The organism is Blautia sp. 210820-DFI.6.14, assembly GCF_020558815.1.
GTDB classification, from domain to species: domain Bacteria; phylum Bacillota; class Clostridia; order Lachnospirales; family Lachnospiraceae; genus Blautia_A; species Blautia_A obeum.
In genome coordinates this window covers 74636-93566 of record NZ_JAJCKS010000001.1, presented here as the reverse complement: position 1 = coordinate 93566, position 18931 = coordinate 74636, and the positions used below count along the sequence as shown (strand labels likewise).

16 protein-coding genes and 1 riboswitch are annotated in these 18931 nt (G+C 43.5%); of the genes, 13 read left to right on the top strand and 3 right to left on the bottom strand.

From position 1 onward, the window contains the following. Window positions 1-86: 86 nt before the first annotated feature. Entirely contained in the window at window positions 87-827 is a 741-nt protein-coding gene (locus tag LI112_RS00405; RefSeq protein WP_227190064.1) for a helix-turn-helix domain-containing protein, read from the bottom strand. A gap of 153 nt (window positions 828-980) precedes the next feature. Here LI112_RS00405 and LI112_RS00400 point away from each other — a divergent pair, with 153 nt between their 5' ends. The 4 genes from LI112_RS00400 (at window position 981) to LI112_RS00385 (ending at window position 6748) form a co-directional block, all read left to right on the top strand. Continuing rightward, window positions 981-2342 (top strand): ABC transporter substrate-binding protein, encoded by a 1362-nt coding sequence (locus LI112_RS00400; protein WP_227190063.1) that lies wholly within the window; start codon window positions 981-983, stop codon window positions 2340-2342. Window positions 2343-2400: 58 nt separating this feature from the next. Further along, on the top strand, window positions 2401-3363 hold the full coding sequence (locus tag LI112_RS00395; RefSeq protein ID WP_227190062.1) for a carbohydrate ABC transporter permease: 963 nt from the start codon (window positions 2401-2403) through the stop codon (window positions 3361-3363). Further along, a complete protein-coding gene (locus LI112_RS00390) occupies window positions 3360-4205 on the top strand; it encodes a carbohydrate ABC transporter permease (RefSeq protein WP_118697955.1) in 846 nt (281 codons plus the stop codon). Before LI112_RS00395 ends, LI112_RS00390 begins: the two co-directional genes overlap by 4 nt. Before the next feature lie 119 nt (window positions 4206-4324). Next, entirely contained in the window at window positions 4325-6748 is a 2424-nt protein-coding gene (locus LI112_RS00385) for a glycoside hydrolase family 3 N-terminal domain-containing protein (protein ID WP_227190061.1), read from the top strand. 363 nt (window positions 6749-7111) lie between these two features. Here the strand turns inward: LI112_RS00385 and nudC are convergent, their stop codons facing one another. After that, window positions 7112-7960, bottom strand: a complete 849-nt coding sequence (nudC, locus tag LI112_RS00380; RefSeq protein WP_195967777.1) for an NAD(+) diphosphatase — start codon at window positions 7958-7960, stop codon at window positions 7112-7114. 377 nt (window positions 7961-8337) lie between these two features. Further along, window positions 8338-8532: riboswitch (cobalamin riboswitch) on the top strand. A 330-nt stretch (window positions 8533-8862) separates the two neighbouring features. On the opposite strand from nudC, the gene LI112_RS00375 reads away from it, so the two are divergent. After that, window positions 8863-9162, top strand: a complete 300-nt coding sequence (locus tag LI112_RS00375; RefSeq protein ID WP_005427739.1) for a cysteine-rich small domain-containing protein — start codon at window positions 8863-8865, stop codon at window positions 9160-9162. Between the two features lie 624 nt (window positions 9163-9786). On the opposite strand, the gene LI112_RS00370 is transcribed toward LI112_RS00375, so the two are convergent. Continuing rightward, window positions 9787-10500, bottom strand: a complete 714-nt coding sequence (locus LI112_RS00370; RefSeq protein ID WP_195967904.1) for a phosphatase — start codon at window positions 10498-10500, stop codon at window positions 9787-9789. 315 nt (window positions 10501-10815) lie between these two features. On the opposite strand from LI112_RS00370, the gene LI112_RS00365 reads away from it, so the two are divergent. From LI112_RS00365 to LI112_RS00330, 8 genes are all read left to right on the top strand, one after another. Beyond that, on the top strand, window positions 10816-13335 hold the full coding sequence (locus tag LI112_RS00365; RefSeq protein WP_227190060.1) for a glycyl radical protein: 2520 nt from the start codon (window positions 10816-10818) through the stop codon (window positions 13333-13335). 10 nt (window positions 13336-13345) lie between these two features. Beyond that, complete coding sequence (locus LI112_RS00360) at window positions 13346-14137, top strand: glycyl-radical enzyme activating protein (RefSeq protein WP_022388918.1); 792 nt, start codon at window positions 13346-13348, stop codon at window positions 14135-14137. Between the two features lie 193 nt (window positions 14138-14330). Then, window positions 14331-15203, top strand: coding sequence for a class II aldolase/adducin family protein (locus LI112_RS00355; RefSeq protein WP_022388919.1), 873 nt, complete (start codon window positions 14331-14333; stop codon window positions 15201-15203). Between the two features lie 48 nt (window positions 15204-15251). Next, window positions 15252-16640, top strand: coding sequence for an aldehyde dehydrogenase family protein (locus LI112_RS00350; protein WP_144368882.1), 1389 nt, complete (start codon window positions 15252-15254; stop codon window positions 16638-16640). Between the two features lie 18 nt (window positions 16641-16658). Further along, window positions 16659-17894, top strand: a complete 1236-nt coding sequence (locus LI112_RS00345) for a zinc-binding dehydrogenase (RefSeq protein ID WP_227190059.1) — start codon at window positions 16659-16661, stop codon at window positions 17892-17894. Window positions 17895-17925: 31 nt separating this feature from the next. After that, window positions 17926-18240: a BMC domain-containing protein gene (locus LI112_RS00340; protein WP_005427726.1), complete on the top strand. Its 315-nt coding sequence runs from the start codon at window positions 17926-17928 to the stop codon at window positions 18238-18240. Between the two features lie 64 nt (window positions 18241-18304). After that, a complete protein-coding gene (locus tag LI112_RS00335) occupies window positions 18305-18580 on the top strand; it encodes a BMC domain-containing protein (RefSeq protein ID WP_129795520.1) in 276 nt (91 codons plus the stop codon). A gap of 34 nt (window positions 18581-18614) precedes the next feature. Next, entirely contained in the window at window positions 18615-18926 is a 312-nt protein-coding gene (locus LI112_RS00330; RefSeq protein WP_129795522.1) for a BMC domain-containing protein, read from the top strand. The last annotated feature ends 5 nt before the right edge of the window (window positions 18927-18931 follow it).

The following is an 18931-nucleotide window of genomic DNA, read 5'->3' as shown; positions in this document are numbered from 1 at the left end:
CCGACATTATGTAGTAAAATGACATAATGCCGGGTTGTTTTCTGTTTTTCTCAATGCCGGGGAGAGACAGTGGCATGTCTGTTGGTCTACCACATGGATTTGTAGTATTTGTCGCGGTATTTCTTTGGTGTCAGTCCTGTATATCCTTCAAAAATCTGTATAAAGTGACTCTGTGAGGAAAAGGAAAGATACGCTGCAATATCCACGATAGACTGATCAGAATATCTGAGAAGATGAGTGGCTTTTTCTATTTTCTGTTCACGGATATAGTCACTGATCGATACACCAAGATTCTGCTTGAATATACGGGAAAGATAATTGCAGGACAGCCCTGTATGGTCAGCCAGATCCTGAATGGTGATTCTTTCTTTTATGTGAACGTAGATATAGTTGATGCATTCAATGACAGGTTTGGACAGAACAGAACTTTTTTTCTGAAGAAGCATTTTTCCGGTAAAATCTTTTGCCATAATATGGTGGAGGTCTGCAACTTCACGGACTGAAGTGCAGGAATCCATTTTTAAGATATAAAAGTCGCTGAGGCGATAGGCCTGCTCCGGTTCCAGCCCTCCGTTAATGCAATAACGGGTCAGCATGGCGGCAGTTACCACAAAATGATATTTGATATTGGTCAGAGGATTTCTTGAAAGGACACCAGTTCCTTCGAGATGAAGAAAGGAATCTTTTTTGCAGTTTGCAGTGACCGTCTCCATGTCTCCGCTTCGGACTGCGTTATAAAAAGAGTATTCTATGGAGGGAGAACGGTGCAGGATTTCCATCTCATTGTTTTCCATTTCAGTGTGGTACCAGTCTTTTGAAATTGCCATAAACATTACTCCTTAATGTGTTGATTTTTTATATTATGACATGAATCTGACATTTTGTTAAGATTAATAATATATTTTGAATGTAAAAAATGATATAGTATCATCATCAAAGAGAAAGCAGTGAAAAATGCTTTGAATAAGGAGGAATTTTTAATGAAAAGAAAATTTGTATCTGTAATCCTGACAGCAGCAGTTGTTGCAGGAACATTCTCAGCAGCAACTGTAGTAAGTGCGGATTCCGGAGAAGGAAAAGTGATCAATATTTATTCCTGGAATGATGAATTTCGTCAGAGATTGGAAGCTGTATATCCGGAAGTAGAATCTACATCAAAGGATGGAACAGTTACAACACTGAAAGATGGAACAGAGATCCACTGGGTCATTAACCCGAATCAGGATGGCGTTTACCAGCAGAAACTGGATGAAGCACTGATGAATCAGGCGGATGCGGCAGACGATGACAAAGTAGATATTTTCCTGTCAGAGACAGACTATGTAAATAAATATACAGACAAAGATGCAGATGTGGCAATTCCGCTTAAAGACCTCGGAATTGATCCTGACAAAGATCTTGCAGATCAGTACGATTTTACAAAAACAACAGCATCTGACACTGATGGAGTACAGAGAGGTTCTACATGGCAGTGCTGCCCAGGAACTGTGGTATATCGTCGTGACATCGCAAAAGATGTATTTGGAACAGATGATCCGGAAGCAGTAGGCGAGAAATTAAAGGACTGGGATACAACAAAAGCAACAGCAGAAGAACTGAAAGCAAAAGGATACTACACATTTGCCTCTTATGCAGATACATTCCGTCTGTATGGAAACAGCATCGAAAATTCATGGGTAGAGCCGGGAAGCACAACGGTCAAAGTTGACCAGAAGATCATGGATTGGATAAGTGATTCAAAAGAATGGCTGGATGCAGGATATCTGAACAAAACTGTAAAAGGTCAGTGGAACGATGACTGGAACAAAGCTATGAGCTCTGACTCCAAAGTATTCGCATTCCTGTTCCCGGCATGGGGAATTGACTTTACCCTGAAACCAAACTGGGATGGCGAAGACGGTGCCTGGGCTGTTACAAACCCACCGCAGGAATACAACTGGGGCGGATCCTATATCCATGCAGCAACAGGAACAGACAACATGGAACATGCAAAAGATATCATCCTTGCTATGACTGGAGACAAAGACACCCTGTTAAAGATTTCCCAGGACTATGCTGACTTTACAAATACAAAATCCGGTATGCAGGAGGCTGCTTCTGACGATGCATTCGCTTCTGATTTCCTCGGTGGACAGAATCCATTTGAATATTTTGCACCGGTAGCAGAAAACATCAAAATTGCCCCGCTTTCCGCTTATGATCAGGGCTGTGTAGAGCTGATCCAGAATGCTTTCAGCGATTATTTCCAGGGAAATGTTGAGTTTGACAAAGCAAAAACAAACTTTGAAACAGCAATTATGGAACGTTATCCGGAAATCACAGAAGTACAGTGGCCGGAATAAATGATCAGATCAGCAGGGTACAGAGTGCCCTGCTGTTTATTGGAAAGGAAAGGCATTTATGAAAAAAAAGAAAAAAAATATTGATTACGGAAAATGGGGCTTGTTATTTATTCTTCCATTTTTTATCGCGTATCTGATATTTTCTCTTATTCCTTTGATCGATACTGTAAGATACAGCTTTTTCGAATATTATCGTTCGGGTATCAAGGTAGTAGGTCCGAATTTTGTCGGCATGAAAAACTACATCAGTCTTTTGGGATCAGATATGTTCCTGTATGGAAAAAACACATTGATCCTGTGGTTGATCGGTTTTGTTCCGCAGATCGTGGTTGCACTTGTACTTGCCTGCTGGTTTACAGATCTTCGAATGAAGATCCACGGCAAACAGTTCTTTAAAGTAGTTATTTATCTGCCGAACCTGATCATGGCGTCTGCATTTGCCTTATTATTCTTTACGATGTTCTCTACCAATGGTCCGGTCAACTCTATTCTGCTGTCTCTGGGTGTTCTGAAAGCACCGATTGATTTCCTGGGTTCTGTTCTGGGAACAAGAGGACTGATCGGATTTATGAACTTTATGATGTGGTTTGGAAATACAACGATCATGCTGATGGCGGCAGTTATGGGTGTAAGTGTGGAGGTCTATGAGGCTGCTGATCTGGATGGATGCAATGGAATTCAGAGATTTTTCTATATTACACTGCCAATGATTCGTCCGATCCTTGCATACACACTGATCACATCTATCATCGGTGGTCTTCAGATGTTTGATGTTCCTCAGATCCTGACAAACGGACAGGGTAACCCGGACAGAACATCCATGACACTGATCATGTTCCTGAACAGTCATCTGAAGAGCAAGAATTATGGAATGGCAGGTGCATTATCTGTTTACCTGTTCATCATCAGTGGTATCCTCTGCTTCTTTGTTTACAGAATGACCAATGACAACGATCCAGATGGTTCAAAAAAGGCAGCTAAGAAACGTGCAAAAGAAGAAAGGAGAAGAGCGAGATCATGAAAACAAATTCAGGAAAACGTGTGATGAGCATTTTCGCACATATTGTACTCATTCTCTTATCTTTTATGTGTCTGTTTTTCTTTGCGATTCTGCTTATCAATGCAACGCATTCACATGCAGAACTGCAGAAAGGCTTTTCTATCATTCCGGGTAAACATTTTCTGGATAACCTGAGAAGTGTGGCAAATGATGGAAGCTTTCCAATGTTCAGAGGAATCATTAACAGTGTGATCGTGTCCGGATGCTCTGCAGCATTATGTACATACTTTTCTTCCCTGACTGCATATGGCATTTATGCTTATGATTTCAAGGGAAAGAAAGTTGCTTTTACTTTTATAATGGCAATCCTTGTTATGCCGACACAGGTAACTGCAATGGGATTCCTGAGACTGATCACAAAGATGGGAATGTATGATTCACTTCTTCCGTTGATTATTCCGTCCATTGCTTCACCGGCAGTATTTTACTTTATGTACAGTTATTTACAATCTTCTCTTCCGCTGTCACTGGTGGAAGCTGCCAGAATTGACGGATCTGGAGAGTTCCATACATTCAACCGTATTGTACTTCCAATCATGAAACCGGCGATCGCAGTTCAGGCAATCTTTACCTTTGTTGGATCATGGAACAACTACTTCGTACCGGCATTGGTCATCCAATCCAAGAACAAGATGACGGTTCCGATCCTGATTGCAACATTACGAGGTGCTGATTACATGAACTTTGATATGGGTAAGATTTACATGATGATCACTGTTGCTATCGTACCGATCATTATTGTTTATCTGCTCCTGTCAAAATATATCATCGCAGGTGTTACGCTGGGTGGCGTAAAAGAGTAAAAAATAAAAGTTATCATCAGTCAAAAGAACGCGGCAGGATATTCTTGCATAAAGGATAAAGAATGCTGTCGTTCTTTTGTTGTATAAAATAAATTCAAACGTTAGCAGGAGGATTATATATGAAAGATGTATGGGGACACAGTGGAAGTATGGATCAGAGTCTGTCTGAATTTGAAATCAGACACCGGACTCTGGCAAGAGAAGCGGCTGTGGAAGGTATTGTACTTCTGAAAAACGAAGGAGTACTTCCTCTTTCCACAGCTTCATCTATTGCACTGCTTGGAAGTGGGGCAGAAAAGACTATTAAAGGCGGAATTGGTTCCGGTGATGTAAATAACAGAGAAAATATTTCCATTTATCAGGGAATGAAAGAAGCAGGTGTGACTATTACCAGCGAGGACTGGCTGGAGGATTATGAAGAACGTTATAAAAACGCACGAAATGTCTGGAAAGAAAAAATCCTTGAGGATGCAAAGCACGTAGATAATCCATTTGATGCATACGCAAGCAACCCTTTTATTCTTCCGGAAGGACGGGCTGTTGAAGCAAAGGATATCGCAGATGCAAAAGCAGCTGTGTATGTGCTCAGCCGTATTTCCGGAGAGGGTAAAGACCGCCGCAAGGTAAAAGGAGACTATTATCTGAGTGAAAGAGAAGCAGCAGATCTTTTTTTCCTGAATGAAAAAAAGATTCCGGTCATCCTGCTTCTGAATGCGGGTGGTCCGATCGAACTGACTGACATTCTGGAAAATACAGAGAACATAAAGGCAATCCTTAATATTTCCCAGCCGGGGCAGGAGAGTGGATATGCGGTTGCAGACATCCTGTTAGGCAACTGTGTACCAAGTGCGAAGCTGACGGCAACCTGGGCGAGAAGATATGAAGACTGCCCTTTTGCAGAGGATTACAGTTATCTGAATGGAAATCTGGATACCGAAGAGTACAAAGAAGGGATTTTTGTCGGATACCGTTATTTTGACAGCTTTGGCAAAAAGCCACTGTTTCCGTTTGGATTCGGACTGTCCTATACAGAGTTTAAAATAGAATTCAAAGGGATTGAGACTTCGGAGAAAGAACTTGCAGTTGAAATGAAAGTTACTAATATCGGAGATACTTATGCAGGAAAAGAAGTTGTGCAGATTTATGCATCTCTTCCTCAGACAGAGGTAAAGAAAGAATACCGCCGTCTCGTTGGGTATGCAAAAACTAAGCTTTTGCAGCCGGGAGAAGCTGAAACATTGAGGATCACAGTTGGACAGAAAGAACTGGCATATTTTTCTGAGGAAAAACATCAGTGGATCGTAGAAAAAGGAACCTATGGTATCTGGACCGGAAACAGTTCTGTATCTCTCGAATACAGTAGCACTGTAAAAGTAGAACAAAGTGTATCATTGGAGGATACCTGTGTTCTGGAAAACACAGCAGAGATAGAAGAAGAACTGTGGAAAACGTACGAATGCAGAAAAACAACAGCAGATAACAGCCATTGTATTATTTTTACACCGCATCCAGAAGAGAAAAAAATATACAGATCAGCTTATGCCACGGAACAGATGACAGAAGATCTGCTTCCGCTTCTCTACGGAAATATTGCAGAAACAACAAGTACTCTGGGGGCAGCAGGAATCCGCGTTCCGGGAACCGCAGGTGAGACAACAGAAGGACTTCTTGACAAGTATGGTATTCCATCTCTGATCATGGCAGACGGACCGGCAGGTATCCGATTGCAGCAGCACTATGAAGTGGACAGGGCAACAGATACCGTTTATGGAATTGGTGTACTGGGTGCACTAGAGAATGGTTTCCTGGTAGACAGAGAAGAGCATGAGGGTGCTGACCAGTATTATCAGTACTGCACTGCATTCCCGGTAGGAACTGTAATGGCTCAGACCTGGAACAGAGATCTGATGCAGAGATTTGGAGAAGCGGTTGCGCTTGAGATGGAAGCATTTCACGTCAATCTGTGGCTGGCACCGGGTCTGAATATCCAAAGAAATCCTCTTTGTGGACGAAATTTTGAGTATTATTCAGAAGACCCGTTCCTCTCAGGAACGCTGGCAGCATCTGTAACAAAAGGTGTACAGTGCCATAAGGGATGCGGCGTTACAATTAAGCATTTTGCATGCAATAATCAGGAAGATAACCGTATGGGTGTGGATGTAAAGATTTCAGAGAGGACGCTCAGAGAAATTTATCTTCGTGGATTTGAAATTGCAGTGAAAGAGGGACAGCCGGCAGCAATCATGTCTTCTTACAATCTTGTCAATGGAGTGCATGCGGCGAACAGCAAAGATCTGTGTACCAGAATTGCCCGTAAAGAGTGGGGATTTGATGGAGTTATCATGTCTGACTGGAATACAACCGTACCGGAAGATGGAAGTGTTGCATGGAAATGTGCTGCGGCTGGAAATGACATTATCATGCCTGGAAATGCAGAAGATGCCGAGAGTATTCGTAATGCATACAGAAACGGAGATCTTACAGAAGAAGAAATCCGTTCTTGTGCAGGCAGGATTCTTGAACTGATCAGTCAGCTGGCATAGAATTGTTACATCTTCAATGCCAGATATAATCGCATGGCATCACAGGAAAAGTAAACACGAAGCAATTCAAAGTCTTCCGGAGAAAGCCTATCAAGGGTTTTCTCCAGGAAGGCCTTTTTCAGAGATCTTTGACAGTATTCACAATCTGTTGTGCGAGGGCTCTGGTGATATATGGTGTCATAGTAAAAACTCCTCTAAGTTATTGACGGGTTGCTTTGTGTTCTTTTTTCTCGGCATACATTTTTTCATCAGCAAGGTTGATATAATCGTTAAGCGAGAAGGCTGGATCATCGGCAACGACAAAACCAATGCTTGCTTCAAGCGGATTTGATGTGATGTATCTTTTGGAAACCTGGAGCTGGATTATTTCGGCTCCTTCCCGGCGGCGAAGACCATCATCATTTCATTGGTAAGGCTGCTGTCGGTGTCCTGACCGATAATTTTGTCACGGTCAAACCACTGTGCTACAGAAAGCTCTTCATGATCCACCGTGAGAGTATCGTCCCCGTCTACATCGCAGAAAAATCCAAAAAGTAATGTACCGGAGAAGGACCATGGCTGACTCTTATAATAACGGAGATTTTTCACTTTCAGACCGACTTCTTCCATGACCTCGCGATGAACGGTTTCTTCAATTGTTTCACCAATTTCCGCGAAACCGGCGATCAGGGCATATTGCTTAAAGCTTCTGCCCTCATATTTGGAGCAGATGATCTTATCTCCGTTAGTAATACCGACGATCACAGCCGGCATAAGTACCGGATATTCCTGACGGCCACAGGAAGGGCAGTACATCATACGTTCTTTTGTATCGTGTTTCATTGGGAACCCGCAGCATCCGCAGAAACGGCGGTTTCTGTACCAGAACCAGAGCTGATATCCGGTAATCGAAGCAAAAGCAAGATACTGTGGCTGTACATAACGAAGCTCTCTGTTTTCGTGGAATTCATAGCCTGGCAGCAGGGAAGTATCCAGTCCCGGAATCAGATAAAAACGTTCGTCATCTATCGAGAAAAGATAGATATAATTTTTGTACAGGTCGCTTACGTTTCCTTCCAGTTCGCGGAAACGGGGAAGCGTTATAGAATTGTCTGTATCATTTTTATGAAAGAAACTCTTTCCGTTTTCATAAGCGAGCACAAAACTGCTGCCATCCGGAGCAACCGGTCTGTATTCATTGTGATAAGTATGTGGTGCAATATCCTGTATCATAAGGAACCTCCTGAAAAATAGAGTGCAATTTATTGTCTGGCGATGAGCTGTATTATCGAAAAGTTGTATTTACTGCTTTATCAGACTGTATTCAGTATAGGTGAGGTGTTGGGAAAATGCAAGGGAGGAGTTTATATCAGATGTGAGATGACTCCCACCTCTGTAGGTGGCGAGCAACAAATCAGTATCAGTGGTGGGAGTCAATCCCACATCTGATATAGCCTCCGGCAGGATTGCAGAGGCATTCTTGAAACAGATGAAGTTACTGCGTGTTGGAAAGAAATGCGGTATGTAAATAAAATGATAAAAATTTGACAAAATGTTATGTGGGTTATTGACAGCATACTGACATCGTGCTATTATGATGTCAGTATAATTCCATATTGAACATATGAAGTGCTGACTGTAATCCGCGTAGCAGTCAGAAGAGGGAATCAGGTGAGAATCCTGAGCGATCCGGTCACTGTAACAGAGGAGCGACTTTTCGATATCCCATTGTACGATAGTATGAGAAGGGGAAAAGAAGTGATGATCCTGAAGTCAGGAAACCTGCTTTGTATGGCGAGGTTAAACTTCCGTGTAAAGTGTAACAACCAACTTAGGGTATCCGCAACCCAAAGTGTTGTCTGCTTGTTGGAAGCAGGCATTTTTTTATGGAATTCGCCTGTTCGTATGAATTATACCTATATGTATCGTGGTGGCCGCCACATACATACGACCCCTTAAAGGGTATGATTAAATGGCAGGCGATACTACTCCGGATGCATTCGTTCCCTCCGCATATTTGAACGGATTCATTGTCTACCCCGGAGCAGTATCGCAAATCCTCTGAAATATGTTTTGAAGATGACCAGTTCGGCAGTGCCGTGACTGGATTTTTTTATATAACGAGGTGAAAGTAAATGGAAAAACCATATTGGGAAGGGAAACACTATGCTTTTTTCAGCAATAAGGAATGTGAATATTTTCCGTGTCATGCAGGCGCAGATCCGGAGAACTTCAACTGTCTGTTCTGCTACTGCCCGCTGTATGCACTGGGCGATAAATGTGGCGGGAATTTTCGAATGACAGAAACAGGAATAAAAGACTGCACGAACTGCCAGTTGCCACATAAAGCCCAAAATTACGGATACGTAACCGGGAAATACAGCGAGCTGGCGGAACTGATGAAGAAGATACGAGAAGAAAAAGACGGGTTATGATATAGACATACATCCGATATTCTGGAACACGCTTCATTTTCGGGCTGCTCCCGTGCGCTTATTAGCGATTGCTCCGCATAACTCGCTGGCGCTCAGACAGATGCTCCACAACCGCCACTAGCACAGTCGCAGTCTCGAAAGCCTTGCTGGGTTCCTGAATATCGGATGCATGCTTTATCAGTTCAAAGCTTTTTATAGGACGATTTTCTTGCGACAGTTCCGCTTCCCCACAACCGGGAAGGCCTCTCGGGGCAGCGGCCGAAGGCCGTGAACCTCCGCCGGGGTGTGGTGGCGCCACAAAGATGATACGGAAAATGAGAGAAGAGGAATTAATAGTATACATATATTTAAAAATTTATAATAATGTAGAAAACATCTTACTTTAACTTTATATTTCTATATACAGAAAAAAGAAACAGCTATCCATGCCAAGCTGACTCAGCAAATTTTCGTTAATTTTGCTCATGCTAGCGATGGCTGCGTTGCATTGTCTGAGCACCGTAAGGTGCGAGTTTGCAAAAGCAGTCATCAATAAGCGCATGAGAAAAATTAGAAAATGCAGCGTGTCAGACTGGTGGGATAGCTGTTTCTTTTTTCGTTATAATATATTATAATATATAGTTCCTACCTCTCACTCAGTATCATCTTCAACCGAGGAATATCATTATTCAATATCATTTTTTCGGGAAACATCATCTCATGCACAAACTCCGCCGCACACGTAAAATCCCCGATATGCTCCACTCCATGGCTGTCACTCGACAGCACGATCGGAATTTCATACTTCATACAATACTTCAGGATCTCCCGATTATTCGCCCGTGTATCCCCACGATACCCATACGGTGCGAGTGAAGCTTCATTGATCTCAAAAATAACACCATTCTCCTTAGCACCGACTGCCAGAGTCTCATAATCGACAGGAAATGCCGGATTGTCACAATGTCCCAGAACCTTTACACACGGATGCGTCATGGCATTCAGATAAGCACTTGTATTTTCCTTCACGCTTCCGCTCTTATAATTCTGCGCATGCATACTCGCAATCGCATAATCCAGTTCTCCAAGCAATTCGTCATTCAGATCCAGATGCCCGTCAATATCCAGAATATTCAGTTCCACTCCAAAAAGCAGTTCGATTCCAAATCTCTTCTTAGGAGCATAAGTCAGACTCCTGAAATAAGAAGAAGTACCTGCAGCAAGAGTGCCTGGACCATGATCCGTGATTCCGAGCAGTTTTAACCCTTTTTTTGAGGCAGCTTTTGCCATATCAGAAATTGTGCAGATGGTTCCGTGGCCACTTGCGATGGAATGTGTATGTATGTCAGAAAGATACATGATGATCCCTCCTTAAACTCAAAAAATCAGCGTCTGTCAGCAATGATTGCGGCAGCAGATCGTTCTGTATCTCCAGTATGGCAGTCTGTTTTGCAAAAGTCAACTGAAAAATCATCTTCCAAATAAAAACCAACACAAAACAAACAAAAACCACAACAAAAACCGCATAAAAAACAGACGAATAATGTTGGATTTCGTTGACATATAAAAGCCTGTAAGGTATAATGATTTTATATGAATCGTGGGGCCAAAGCGCCTTTTGATTGCATATGAGCTATGGTGCCAGAGACACCATAAGAAAGGAGAAGCGTGGAGATGTTTAATACCACAGATGTTCCAAAGTCATCCAGGATTCCGAAGCTGGTCGAGGCACTTTATGCCAATATGCCGGTTATTGAATCTGCCAGAGCAAAGCTGCTTACTGAATCATATAAGGCTACAGAAGGTCAGCCGATGATCACAAGGCGTGCGGAAGCTTTTGCCCATATTCTCCGTAATATCCCGATCATTATTCGTGATAATGAACTGATCGTTGGAAGCAGTACGATTGCACCGAGAGGATGTCAGACTTTCCCGGAATTTTCCTTCCAGTGGCTGGAAGATGAACTGGATACCGTTGAAACGAGGAGTGCGGACCCGTTTTATATTGCAGAAGAAACCAAGCAGGAGTTGAGAGAAGTACATAAATACTGGAAAGGTAAGACATCCAGTGAACTTGCTACATCCTATATGGCTCCGGAAGCAATCAAAGCTATCGAACATAACATTTTTACACCAGGTAACTATTTCTATAATGGGGTAGGACATGTGACCGTCAAATATGGCGAAGTACTTGCAATCGGTTACAAAGGAATCATAGATAAAGCACAGGCAGAACTGGAAAAATGCCAGGTTGGAGATGCAAATTATGTTACAAAGAGTCATTTCCTGAATGCGGTGATCCTTTCCTGCCAGGCTGTTATTGAATATGCGGAGCGTTATGCCGAACTGGCTTCCCAAATGGCAGCAGAGTGCACAGATCCTGTACGTAAGCAGGAACTGCTTCAGATTTCGCAGAACTGCAGTCGCGTGCCTGCAAACGGAGCGACCAGCTTTTACGAGGCATGCCAGTCCTTCTGGTTTGTACAGCAGCTGCTCCAGATGGAGTCCAGCGGACATTCTATTTCACCTGGACGTTTTGATCAGTATATGTATCCTTATTATAAAGCAGATCTTGACAAAGGCCTGATCACAAGAGAAGCGGCACAGGAACTCATCGACTGTGTCTGGGTTAAGCTGAATGATCTGAACAAGTGCCGTGATGAAGAGTCGGCAAAGGGATTTGCAGGATACAGCCTTTTCCAGAACCTGATCGTCGGTGGACAGAACAAATACGGTGAGGATGTGACAAATGACCTTTCTTTCATGTGTATTGAAGCATCCAAACAGGTATTTCTGCCGCAGCCGTCACTTTCCATTCGTGTATGGAACGGTTCACCACATGAACTTCTGATCAAGGCAGCAGACCTTACAAGAACAGGTATCGGATTACCGGCTTATTATAATGATGAAGTGATCATTCCGGCACTGCAGAACAGAGGACTGACACTGGAAGACGCCAGAGAATATAACATCATCGGATGTGTAGAACCTCAGAAGTCCGGTAAGACAAATGGCTGGCATGATGCAGCATTCTTTAATATGTGTCGTCCGCTGGAAGTTGTTTTTGCAAATGGAATGGACAAAGGTGAACAGATCGGCGTTCAGACCGGCGATGTCACACAGATGACAAGCTTTGAAGAATTTTATGATGCCTATAAGACACAGATGGAATACTTTATTTCACTTATGGTCAATGCAGATAATGCAATCGATGTGGCACATGCAGAAAGATGTCCGCTTCCGTTCCTGGCTTCTATGCTGGATGACTGTATACAGCGTGGACTTACTGCAGAACAGGGCGGTGCTGTTTATAACTTCACCGGCCCGCAGGGATTTGGTATTGCCAATATGGCAGATTCTCTGTATGCGATCCGCAAACTTGTATACGAGGATAAGAAAGTTTCCATGAAAGAATACAAAGAGGCTCTGGCATGGAATTATGACAAAGGACTGGATGAGAAGTCCGTATCTGATATGACTGAGATGATTCTGAAAGGAATGCAGGAAGGCGGTATGGAAATTGATACAGATACTGCCAAAGCAGTTCTTCAGACTGTAATGCGCCTGAAACCTTCAGAGGAACAGCTACGTAAATTTACAGAACTGCATCATATGATCGATGAAGTTCCGAAATTCGGAAATGCGATTGATGATGTGGATTATTTTGCGAGAGATGTTGCCTATACATACACCCGCCCGTTACAGAAATACCATAATCCACGAGGCGGACAGTTCCATGCAGGACTTTATCCGGTATCAGCGAATGTCCCGCTTGGCGGACAGACCGGTGCAACACCGGACGGACGTTATGCACATACACCGGTTGCAGATGGTGTATCACCATCTGCAGGTAAAGATGTCAACGGACCGACCGCAGCTGCGACATCTGTTTCCAGACTGGATCATTTCATTGTATCCAATGGAACGCTGTTTAACCAGAAATTCCATCCATCTGCACTTGCAGGAAGGGAAGGACTGGAAAAATTCGTTGCACTGATCCGTACGTTCTTTGATCAGAAGGGAATGCATATGCAGTTCAATGTTGTTGACAGAGAAACACTGCTTGATGCACAGAAACATCCGGAGAAATATGCACATCTGGTTGTTCGTGTTGCCGGTTACAGTGCATTGTTTACAACACTGTCCAAATCTCTTCAGGATGATATTATCAGAAGAACGGAGCAGGGCTTCTAAGAGGTAAAGTATGAACTATTTACAGACAAAAGGCCGTATTTTTGATATCCAGCGGTATTCGATCCATGACGGACCGGGAATCCGTACGATCGTTTTTCTGAAAGGATGCGTGCTGAGATGTAGATGGTGCTGTAACCCGGAATCGCAGGAATACAAGATCCAGACGATGAAGGTTCTCGGTGAAGATAAGGTGATTGGCAGAGATGTGACAGTAGAGGAGGCGATCGAAGAAGTAGAAAAAGATCGTCCATACTACTGGCGCTCCGGAGGAGGACTTACTCTTTCGGGAGGCGAGAGCCTCTGTCAGCCGGAATTTGCCAGAGACCTTCTTCGTGCAGCGAAAGAACGAGGAATCAATACGGCACTTGAAAGCATGGCGTGTGCACCATTTGAGACGATCGAGACAATTTTACCGTATCTGGATTTGTATCTGATGGATATCAAACACACCAATCCGGCAAAACACAAAGAATTTACCGGCAGACCGAATGAGCTTATGATGGAGAATGCGCGTAAGGTTGCACTTTCTGGCAAATGTAAGCTGATCATTCGCGTTCCTGTCATCCCGACATTTAACGATACGGTAGAAGAGATCCAGGGAATTGCTGAATTTGCCAATACTCTTCCGGGAGTAGAACAGCTTCATCTGCTTCCATACCACAGACTTGGTCAGGATAAATATGTTGGACTTGGAAGACCATATTTAATGGAAGGAATTCTTCCACCTACCAATGAACATATGCAGACGCTGAAAAAAGCGGCAGAATCCGCAAGCTCACTGCATGTTCAGATTGGTGGTTGATAAAGAAAACAACAAAAACAACATTTTTGTTGGGATAAAAACAACATAAAACAACGATAAATTCTTGACAATCATGTTTATAAGGAGTAAAATCTCCTTAGAAATACAATAAAACCAAAGTGGCTGTCCAGGGACTGAATTTCAGCTGACGGGCAGCTGCAAAAAACCAAATTGCTTTAGGAGGAAAATAAGCATGGTAAACGAATTTGAAATCAAAAAACAGATCTGTGACATCGGAAGACGTATCTACAACCGTAACATGGTTGCAGCTAACGACGGAAACATTTCCGTAAAGCTGAATGACAACGAATTCCTTTGCACACCAACAGGCGTATCCAAAGGATTTATGACTCCAGAGTTCATCTGTAAAGTAGATGCTCAGGGTAACGTAATCCAGGCTAACCCGGGATTCAAACCATCTTCTGAGATCAAAATGCATATGAGAGTATATCAGAAGAGACCAGACGTAGGATCTGTAGTACATGCTCATCCGATTTATGCTACATCCTTTGCAATCGCTGGTATCCCGCTTACACAGCCGATCATGCCAGAAGCAGTTATCGCTCTTGGATGCGTTCCGATCGCTGAGTACGGTACACCTTCCACAATGGAAATTCCGGATAACCTTGAAAAATATCTTCCATACTTTGATGCAGTTCTTCTTGAAAATCACGGAGCTCTTACATGGAGCACAGATCTGAACGCTGCATACATGAAGATGGAATCCGTAGAATTCTATGCACAGCTGCTGTATCAGAGCAAACTGCTCGGTGGCCCGAAGGAATTCGATAAAGAAAACATCAAGAAACTGTATGAAATCCGTCGCAAATTCGGTATGCCAGGAAAACATCCTGCAAACCTCTGCCAGAACAAAGACGGCATTAACTGTCATAACTGCGGTGGCGCTTGCCACAATCAGGATTACAAACAGTTCCCGGGATATCAGTATGATTTCGTAGGAAGCGATGCAAAAGCAGAAGCTCCTGCAGCAGCTGCCGGAAACACTGATGCAGAACTGGTTGCAAACATCACAAAACAGGTTATGGCACAGCTTGGAATGAAATAAGATATCTGAACTTCAGATAATCGGTAGACATTAAAGGAGGACAATCTCATGCCAATAAGTGAGAGCATGGTACAGGATATTGTACAGGAAGTAATGGCAAAAATGCAGATTGCAGATGCTCCGACCGGAAAACATGGTATCTTCAAAGATATGAACGATGCAATTGAGGCTGCTAAGAAGTCTGAACTGATCGTTAAGAAGATGTCCATGGATCAGAGAGAAAAAATCATCACCTGCATCCGTAAAAAAATCAAAGAAAATGCAGAGATCATGGCTCGTATGGGTGTTGATGAAACAGGAATGGGTAACGTTGGAGACAAGATTCTGAAACATCATCTGGTAGCAGACAAAACACCTGGTACAGAAGACATCACAACAACTGCATGGTCAGGAGACAGAGGACTTACTCTGATCGAGATGGGACCATTTGGTGTAATCGGTGCGATCACACCTTGTACCAACCCGAGTGAAACAATCCTCTGCAATACAATGGGTATGCTGGCAGGCGGAAATACAGTAGTATTCAACCCGCATCCGGCAGCAATCAAAACTTCTATTTTTGCGATCAATCTGGTAAACGAAGCTTCCCTTGAAGCTGGCGGACCTGACAACATTGCAGTAACAGTAGAAAAACCTACCCTTGAAACAAGTAATATCATGATGAAACATAAAGATATCCCGCTTATCGCAGCAACAGGCGGCCCTGGAGTTGTTACAGCAGTTCTTTCCTCCGGTAAGAGAGGAATCGGAGCTGGTGCAGGTAACCCACCGGCAGTTGTTGATGAAACAGCTGATATCCGTAAAGCAGCTCAGGACATCGTAAACGGATGTACATTCGATAACAACCTTCCATGTATCGCAGAGAAGGAAGTTGTTGCCGTATCTTCTGTAGTGGATGAACTGATGCACTACATGCTGACAGAAAACGACTGCTACCTGGCTTCCAAAGAAGAACAGGACAAATTAACAGAAGTTGTTCTGGCAGGCGGTAAACTGAACCGTAAATGTGTAGGTCGTGATGCAAGAACACTTCTTTCCATGATCGGAGTAAACGCACCGGCAAATATCCGCTGCATCATCTTCGAAGGACCGAAGGAACATCCGCTGATCACAACAGAGCTTATGATGCCAATCCTTGGAATTGTAAGAGCAAAAGATTTTGATGATGCTGTAGAACAGGCTGTATGGCTTGAACATGGCAACCGTCATTCAGCACACATCCATTCCAAGAATGTTGATAACATTACTAAATATGCGAAAGCAATCGATACTGCAATCCTTGTTAAGAATGGCCCGTCCTATTCAGCACTTGGATTTGGTGGAGAAGGTTACTGTACATTCACAATTGCAAGCCGTACAGGAGAAGGTCTTACAAGTGCAAGCACATTCACCAAGAGACGTCGCTGCGTAATGTCTGACAGCCTTTGCATTCGCTAATCAGGAGGAAAGTTTAAAATGGATATGAACAATGTAAATATCGAAGAAATCGTTAAACAGGTACTTTCCGGAATGACCGGAAACGCACCGGCTGCACAGGCAGCTCCAGCAGCAACAGCAGCTCCTACAGCTGATCCGGTTATCCCGAAAACAGCTCACGTTGCTATGCTGACAGCCCTGGAACACTATGAAATCAAGGAATTCCCAATGCCGGAAGTTGGAGATGACGATATCCTTGTTAAAGTTGAAGGATGCGGTATCTGCGGAACTGACGCACACGAATTCAAGAGAGATCCATTTGGTCTGATCCCGGTAGCTCTTGGTCACGAGGGAACTGGTGAAATCGTAAAAATGGGTAAAAATGTTAAAGTTGATACAGCTGGAAAACCGGTTAAAGTCGGTGACAAAGTTGTTACATGTATGATCTTCAAAGATGATCCGGAAATCACAATGTTCGACCTCAACAAGAAAAACGTTGGTGGAGCAGACGTATACGGACTTCTTCCGGATGATGATGTACATCTTAACGGATGGTTCTCTGATTACATCCTGATCAGAGGAGGATCCTTCGGATCTACATTCTTCAACGTAAGTGATCTGGATCTGGATTCCCGTATCCTGATCGAGCCATGTGCAGTACTGATCCATGCAGTAGAAAGAGCAAAAACAACAGGAATCCTGAGATTCAACTCAAGAGTTGTTGTTCAGGGATGCGGACCGATCGGTCTTATCTGCATCGCTATCCTTCGTACTATGGGTATCGAAAACATCTGTGCAGTAGACGGAAACGCAAAACGTCTTGCCTTTGCTAAGAAGATGGGCGCTGATGTATCTGTTGACTTTACACAGCATAAAGGTATCGAAGCTCTTACAGAAGCTGTTAAAGAAGCTCAGGGCGGACATCTTGCAGACTTTGCATTCCAGTGCACAGGTAACCCGCATGCGCATGCAAACATCTACAAATTTATCCGTAACGGTGGCGGACTTTGTGAACTTGGATTCTTCATCAATGGTGGAGATGCAACAATCAACCCGCACTTCGATCTGTGCTCCAAAGAGATCAACTTGGTTGGTTCCTGGGTATACACACTGAGAGATTATGCAACAACATTTGATTTCCTTAAGAGAGCAAAAGCAATCGGACTTCCGATGTCTGATCTTATCACAGACAGATTCCCGCTTGAGCAGATCAACGAGGCACATCAGACAAACCTTGCAATGACAGGTCTTAAGATCGCGATCATCAATAAATAATTCCGGAATCCGGAAATAAAGGAGAAGCAAAATGGCAGAAGCTGTAGGAATTTTGGAAGTTTTTGGGTTGGCAACAGCCTTTGTAGCGGCAGATGCAGGATGCAAGGCAGCAAATGTCCGCCTGGAGGTGTTCGACAAGAACAAACCTGCAAATGCTGACAGCCTGCCAGTACCGCTTCTGGTATGCATCAAATTCCGCGGAAGCGTTGAGGACGTGACCGCCGCTGTGGAAGCAGGAATGGCAGAAGCAAACCGGAGAACTGGTGTAGTGCAGCACTACGTAATACCTAATCCGACAGAGGATACGGTAAAGATGCTGAAAATCAGCGCCCTGGATAAAAGCTGACAGCTGATATCCCTGGCATAGATATTTGAACAATGAACAGACAATGATTCAGGAGGAAGAAACAATGGCACAGGAAGCTTTAGGAATGGTAGAAACCAGAGGACTGACAGCAGCAATCGAAGCAGCAGATGCAATGACAAAAGCAGCAGAAGTAGCACTGGTAGGAACAGAAAAAATCGGATCCGGACTGGTAACAGTTATGGTTCGTGGAGATGTCGGAGCAGTTAAAGCTGCAGTAGAAAGCGGAAGCGCAGCAGCATCCAGACTTGGTGAACTGGTTGCTACACATGTAATTCCGAGACCACACAACGACGTAGAAAAAATTCTTCCAAAGATCTGATAAGCTACATAATCTTATCTGAAGGAGTTCGCTCATGAGTAAAGCATATGGTTTTATCGAAATCACAGGTGTCGTAGCTGCGATCAATGCACTCGATATCATGTGCAAAACTGCAGACGTTGAGCTGGCGTCATGGGAACGTAAGCTGGGCGGACGACTGGTAACTCTTATTATACAGGGCGATGTGTCAGCGGTGAACGAAGCAGTCGAAGCCGCTGTAGCAGGCGCAATTAAGAAACCGGCGAGTTATGCAGTAATCGCACGACCACACGAGGAAATCGTTAAACTCGTAGAGTTAAGTGCAAGCCGTTGGAAGAAAAAAACTGACGAAACAGAAAATAAATAATTTAA

Coding starts and splice junctions, on each gene's coding strand:
- LI112_RS00405 (WP_227190064.1), bottom strand. CDS start 827: ATGGCAATTTCAAAAGACTGGTACCACACTGAAATGGAAAACAATGAG.
- LI112_RS00400 (WP_227190063.1), top strand. CDS start 981: ATGAAAAGAAAATTTGTATCTGTAATCCTGACAGCAGCAGTTGTTGCA.
- LI112_RS00395 (WP_227190062.1), top strand. CDS start 2,401: ATGAAAAAAAAGAAAAAAAATATTGATTACGGAAAATGGGGCTTGTTA.
- LI112_RS00390 (WP_118697955.1), top strand. CDS start 3,360: ATGAAAACAAATTCAGGAAAACGTGTGATGAGCATTTTCGCACATATT.
- LI112_RS00385 (WP_227190061.1), top strand. CDS start 4,325: ATGAAAGATGTATGGGGACACAGTGGAAGTATGGATCAGAGTCTGTCT.
- nudC (WP_195967777.1), bottom strand. CDS start 7,960: ATGATACAGGATATTGCACCACATACTTATCACAATGAATACAGACCG.
- LI112_RS00375 (WP_005427739.1), top strand. CDS start 8,863: ATGGAAAAACCATATTGGGAAGGGAAACACTATGCTTTTTTCAGCAAT.
- LI112_RS00370 (WP_195967904.1), bottom strand. CDS start 10,500: ATGTATCTTTCTGACATACATACACATTCCATCGCAAGTGGCCACGGA.
- LI112_RS00365 (WP_227190060.1), top strand. CDS start 10,816: ATGTTTAATACCACAGATGTTCCAAAGTCATCCAGGATTCCGAAGCTG.
- LI112_RS00360 (WP_022388918.1), top strand. CDS start 13,346: ATGAACTATTTACAGACAAAAGGCCGTATTTTTGATATCCAGCGGTAT.
- LI112_RS00355 (WP_022388919.1), top strand. CDS start 14,331: ATGGTAAACGAATTTGAAATCAAAAAACAGATCTGTGACATCGGAAGA.
- LI112_RS00350 (WP_144368882.1), top strand. CDS start 15,252: ATGCCAATAAGTGAGAGCATGGTACAGGATATTGTACAGGAAGTAATG.
- LI112_RS00345 (WP_227190059.1), top strand. CDS start 16,659: ATGGATATGAACAATGTAAATATCGAAGAAATCGTTAAACAGGTACTT.
- LI112_RS00340 (WP_005427726.1), top strand. CDS start 17,926: ATGGCAGAAGCTGTAGGAATTTTGGAAGTTTTTGGGTTGGCAACAGCC.
- LI112_RS00335 (WP_129795520.1), top strand. CDS start 18,305: ATGGCACAGGAAGCTTTAGGAATGGTAGAAACCAGAGGACTGACAGCA.
- LI112_RS00330 (WP_129795522.1), top strand. CDS start 18,615: ATGAGTAAAGCATATGGTTTTATCGAAATCACAGGTGTCGTAGCTGCG.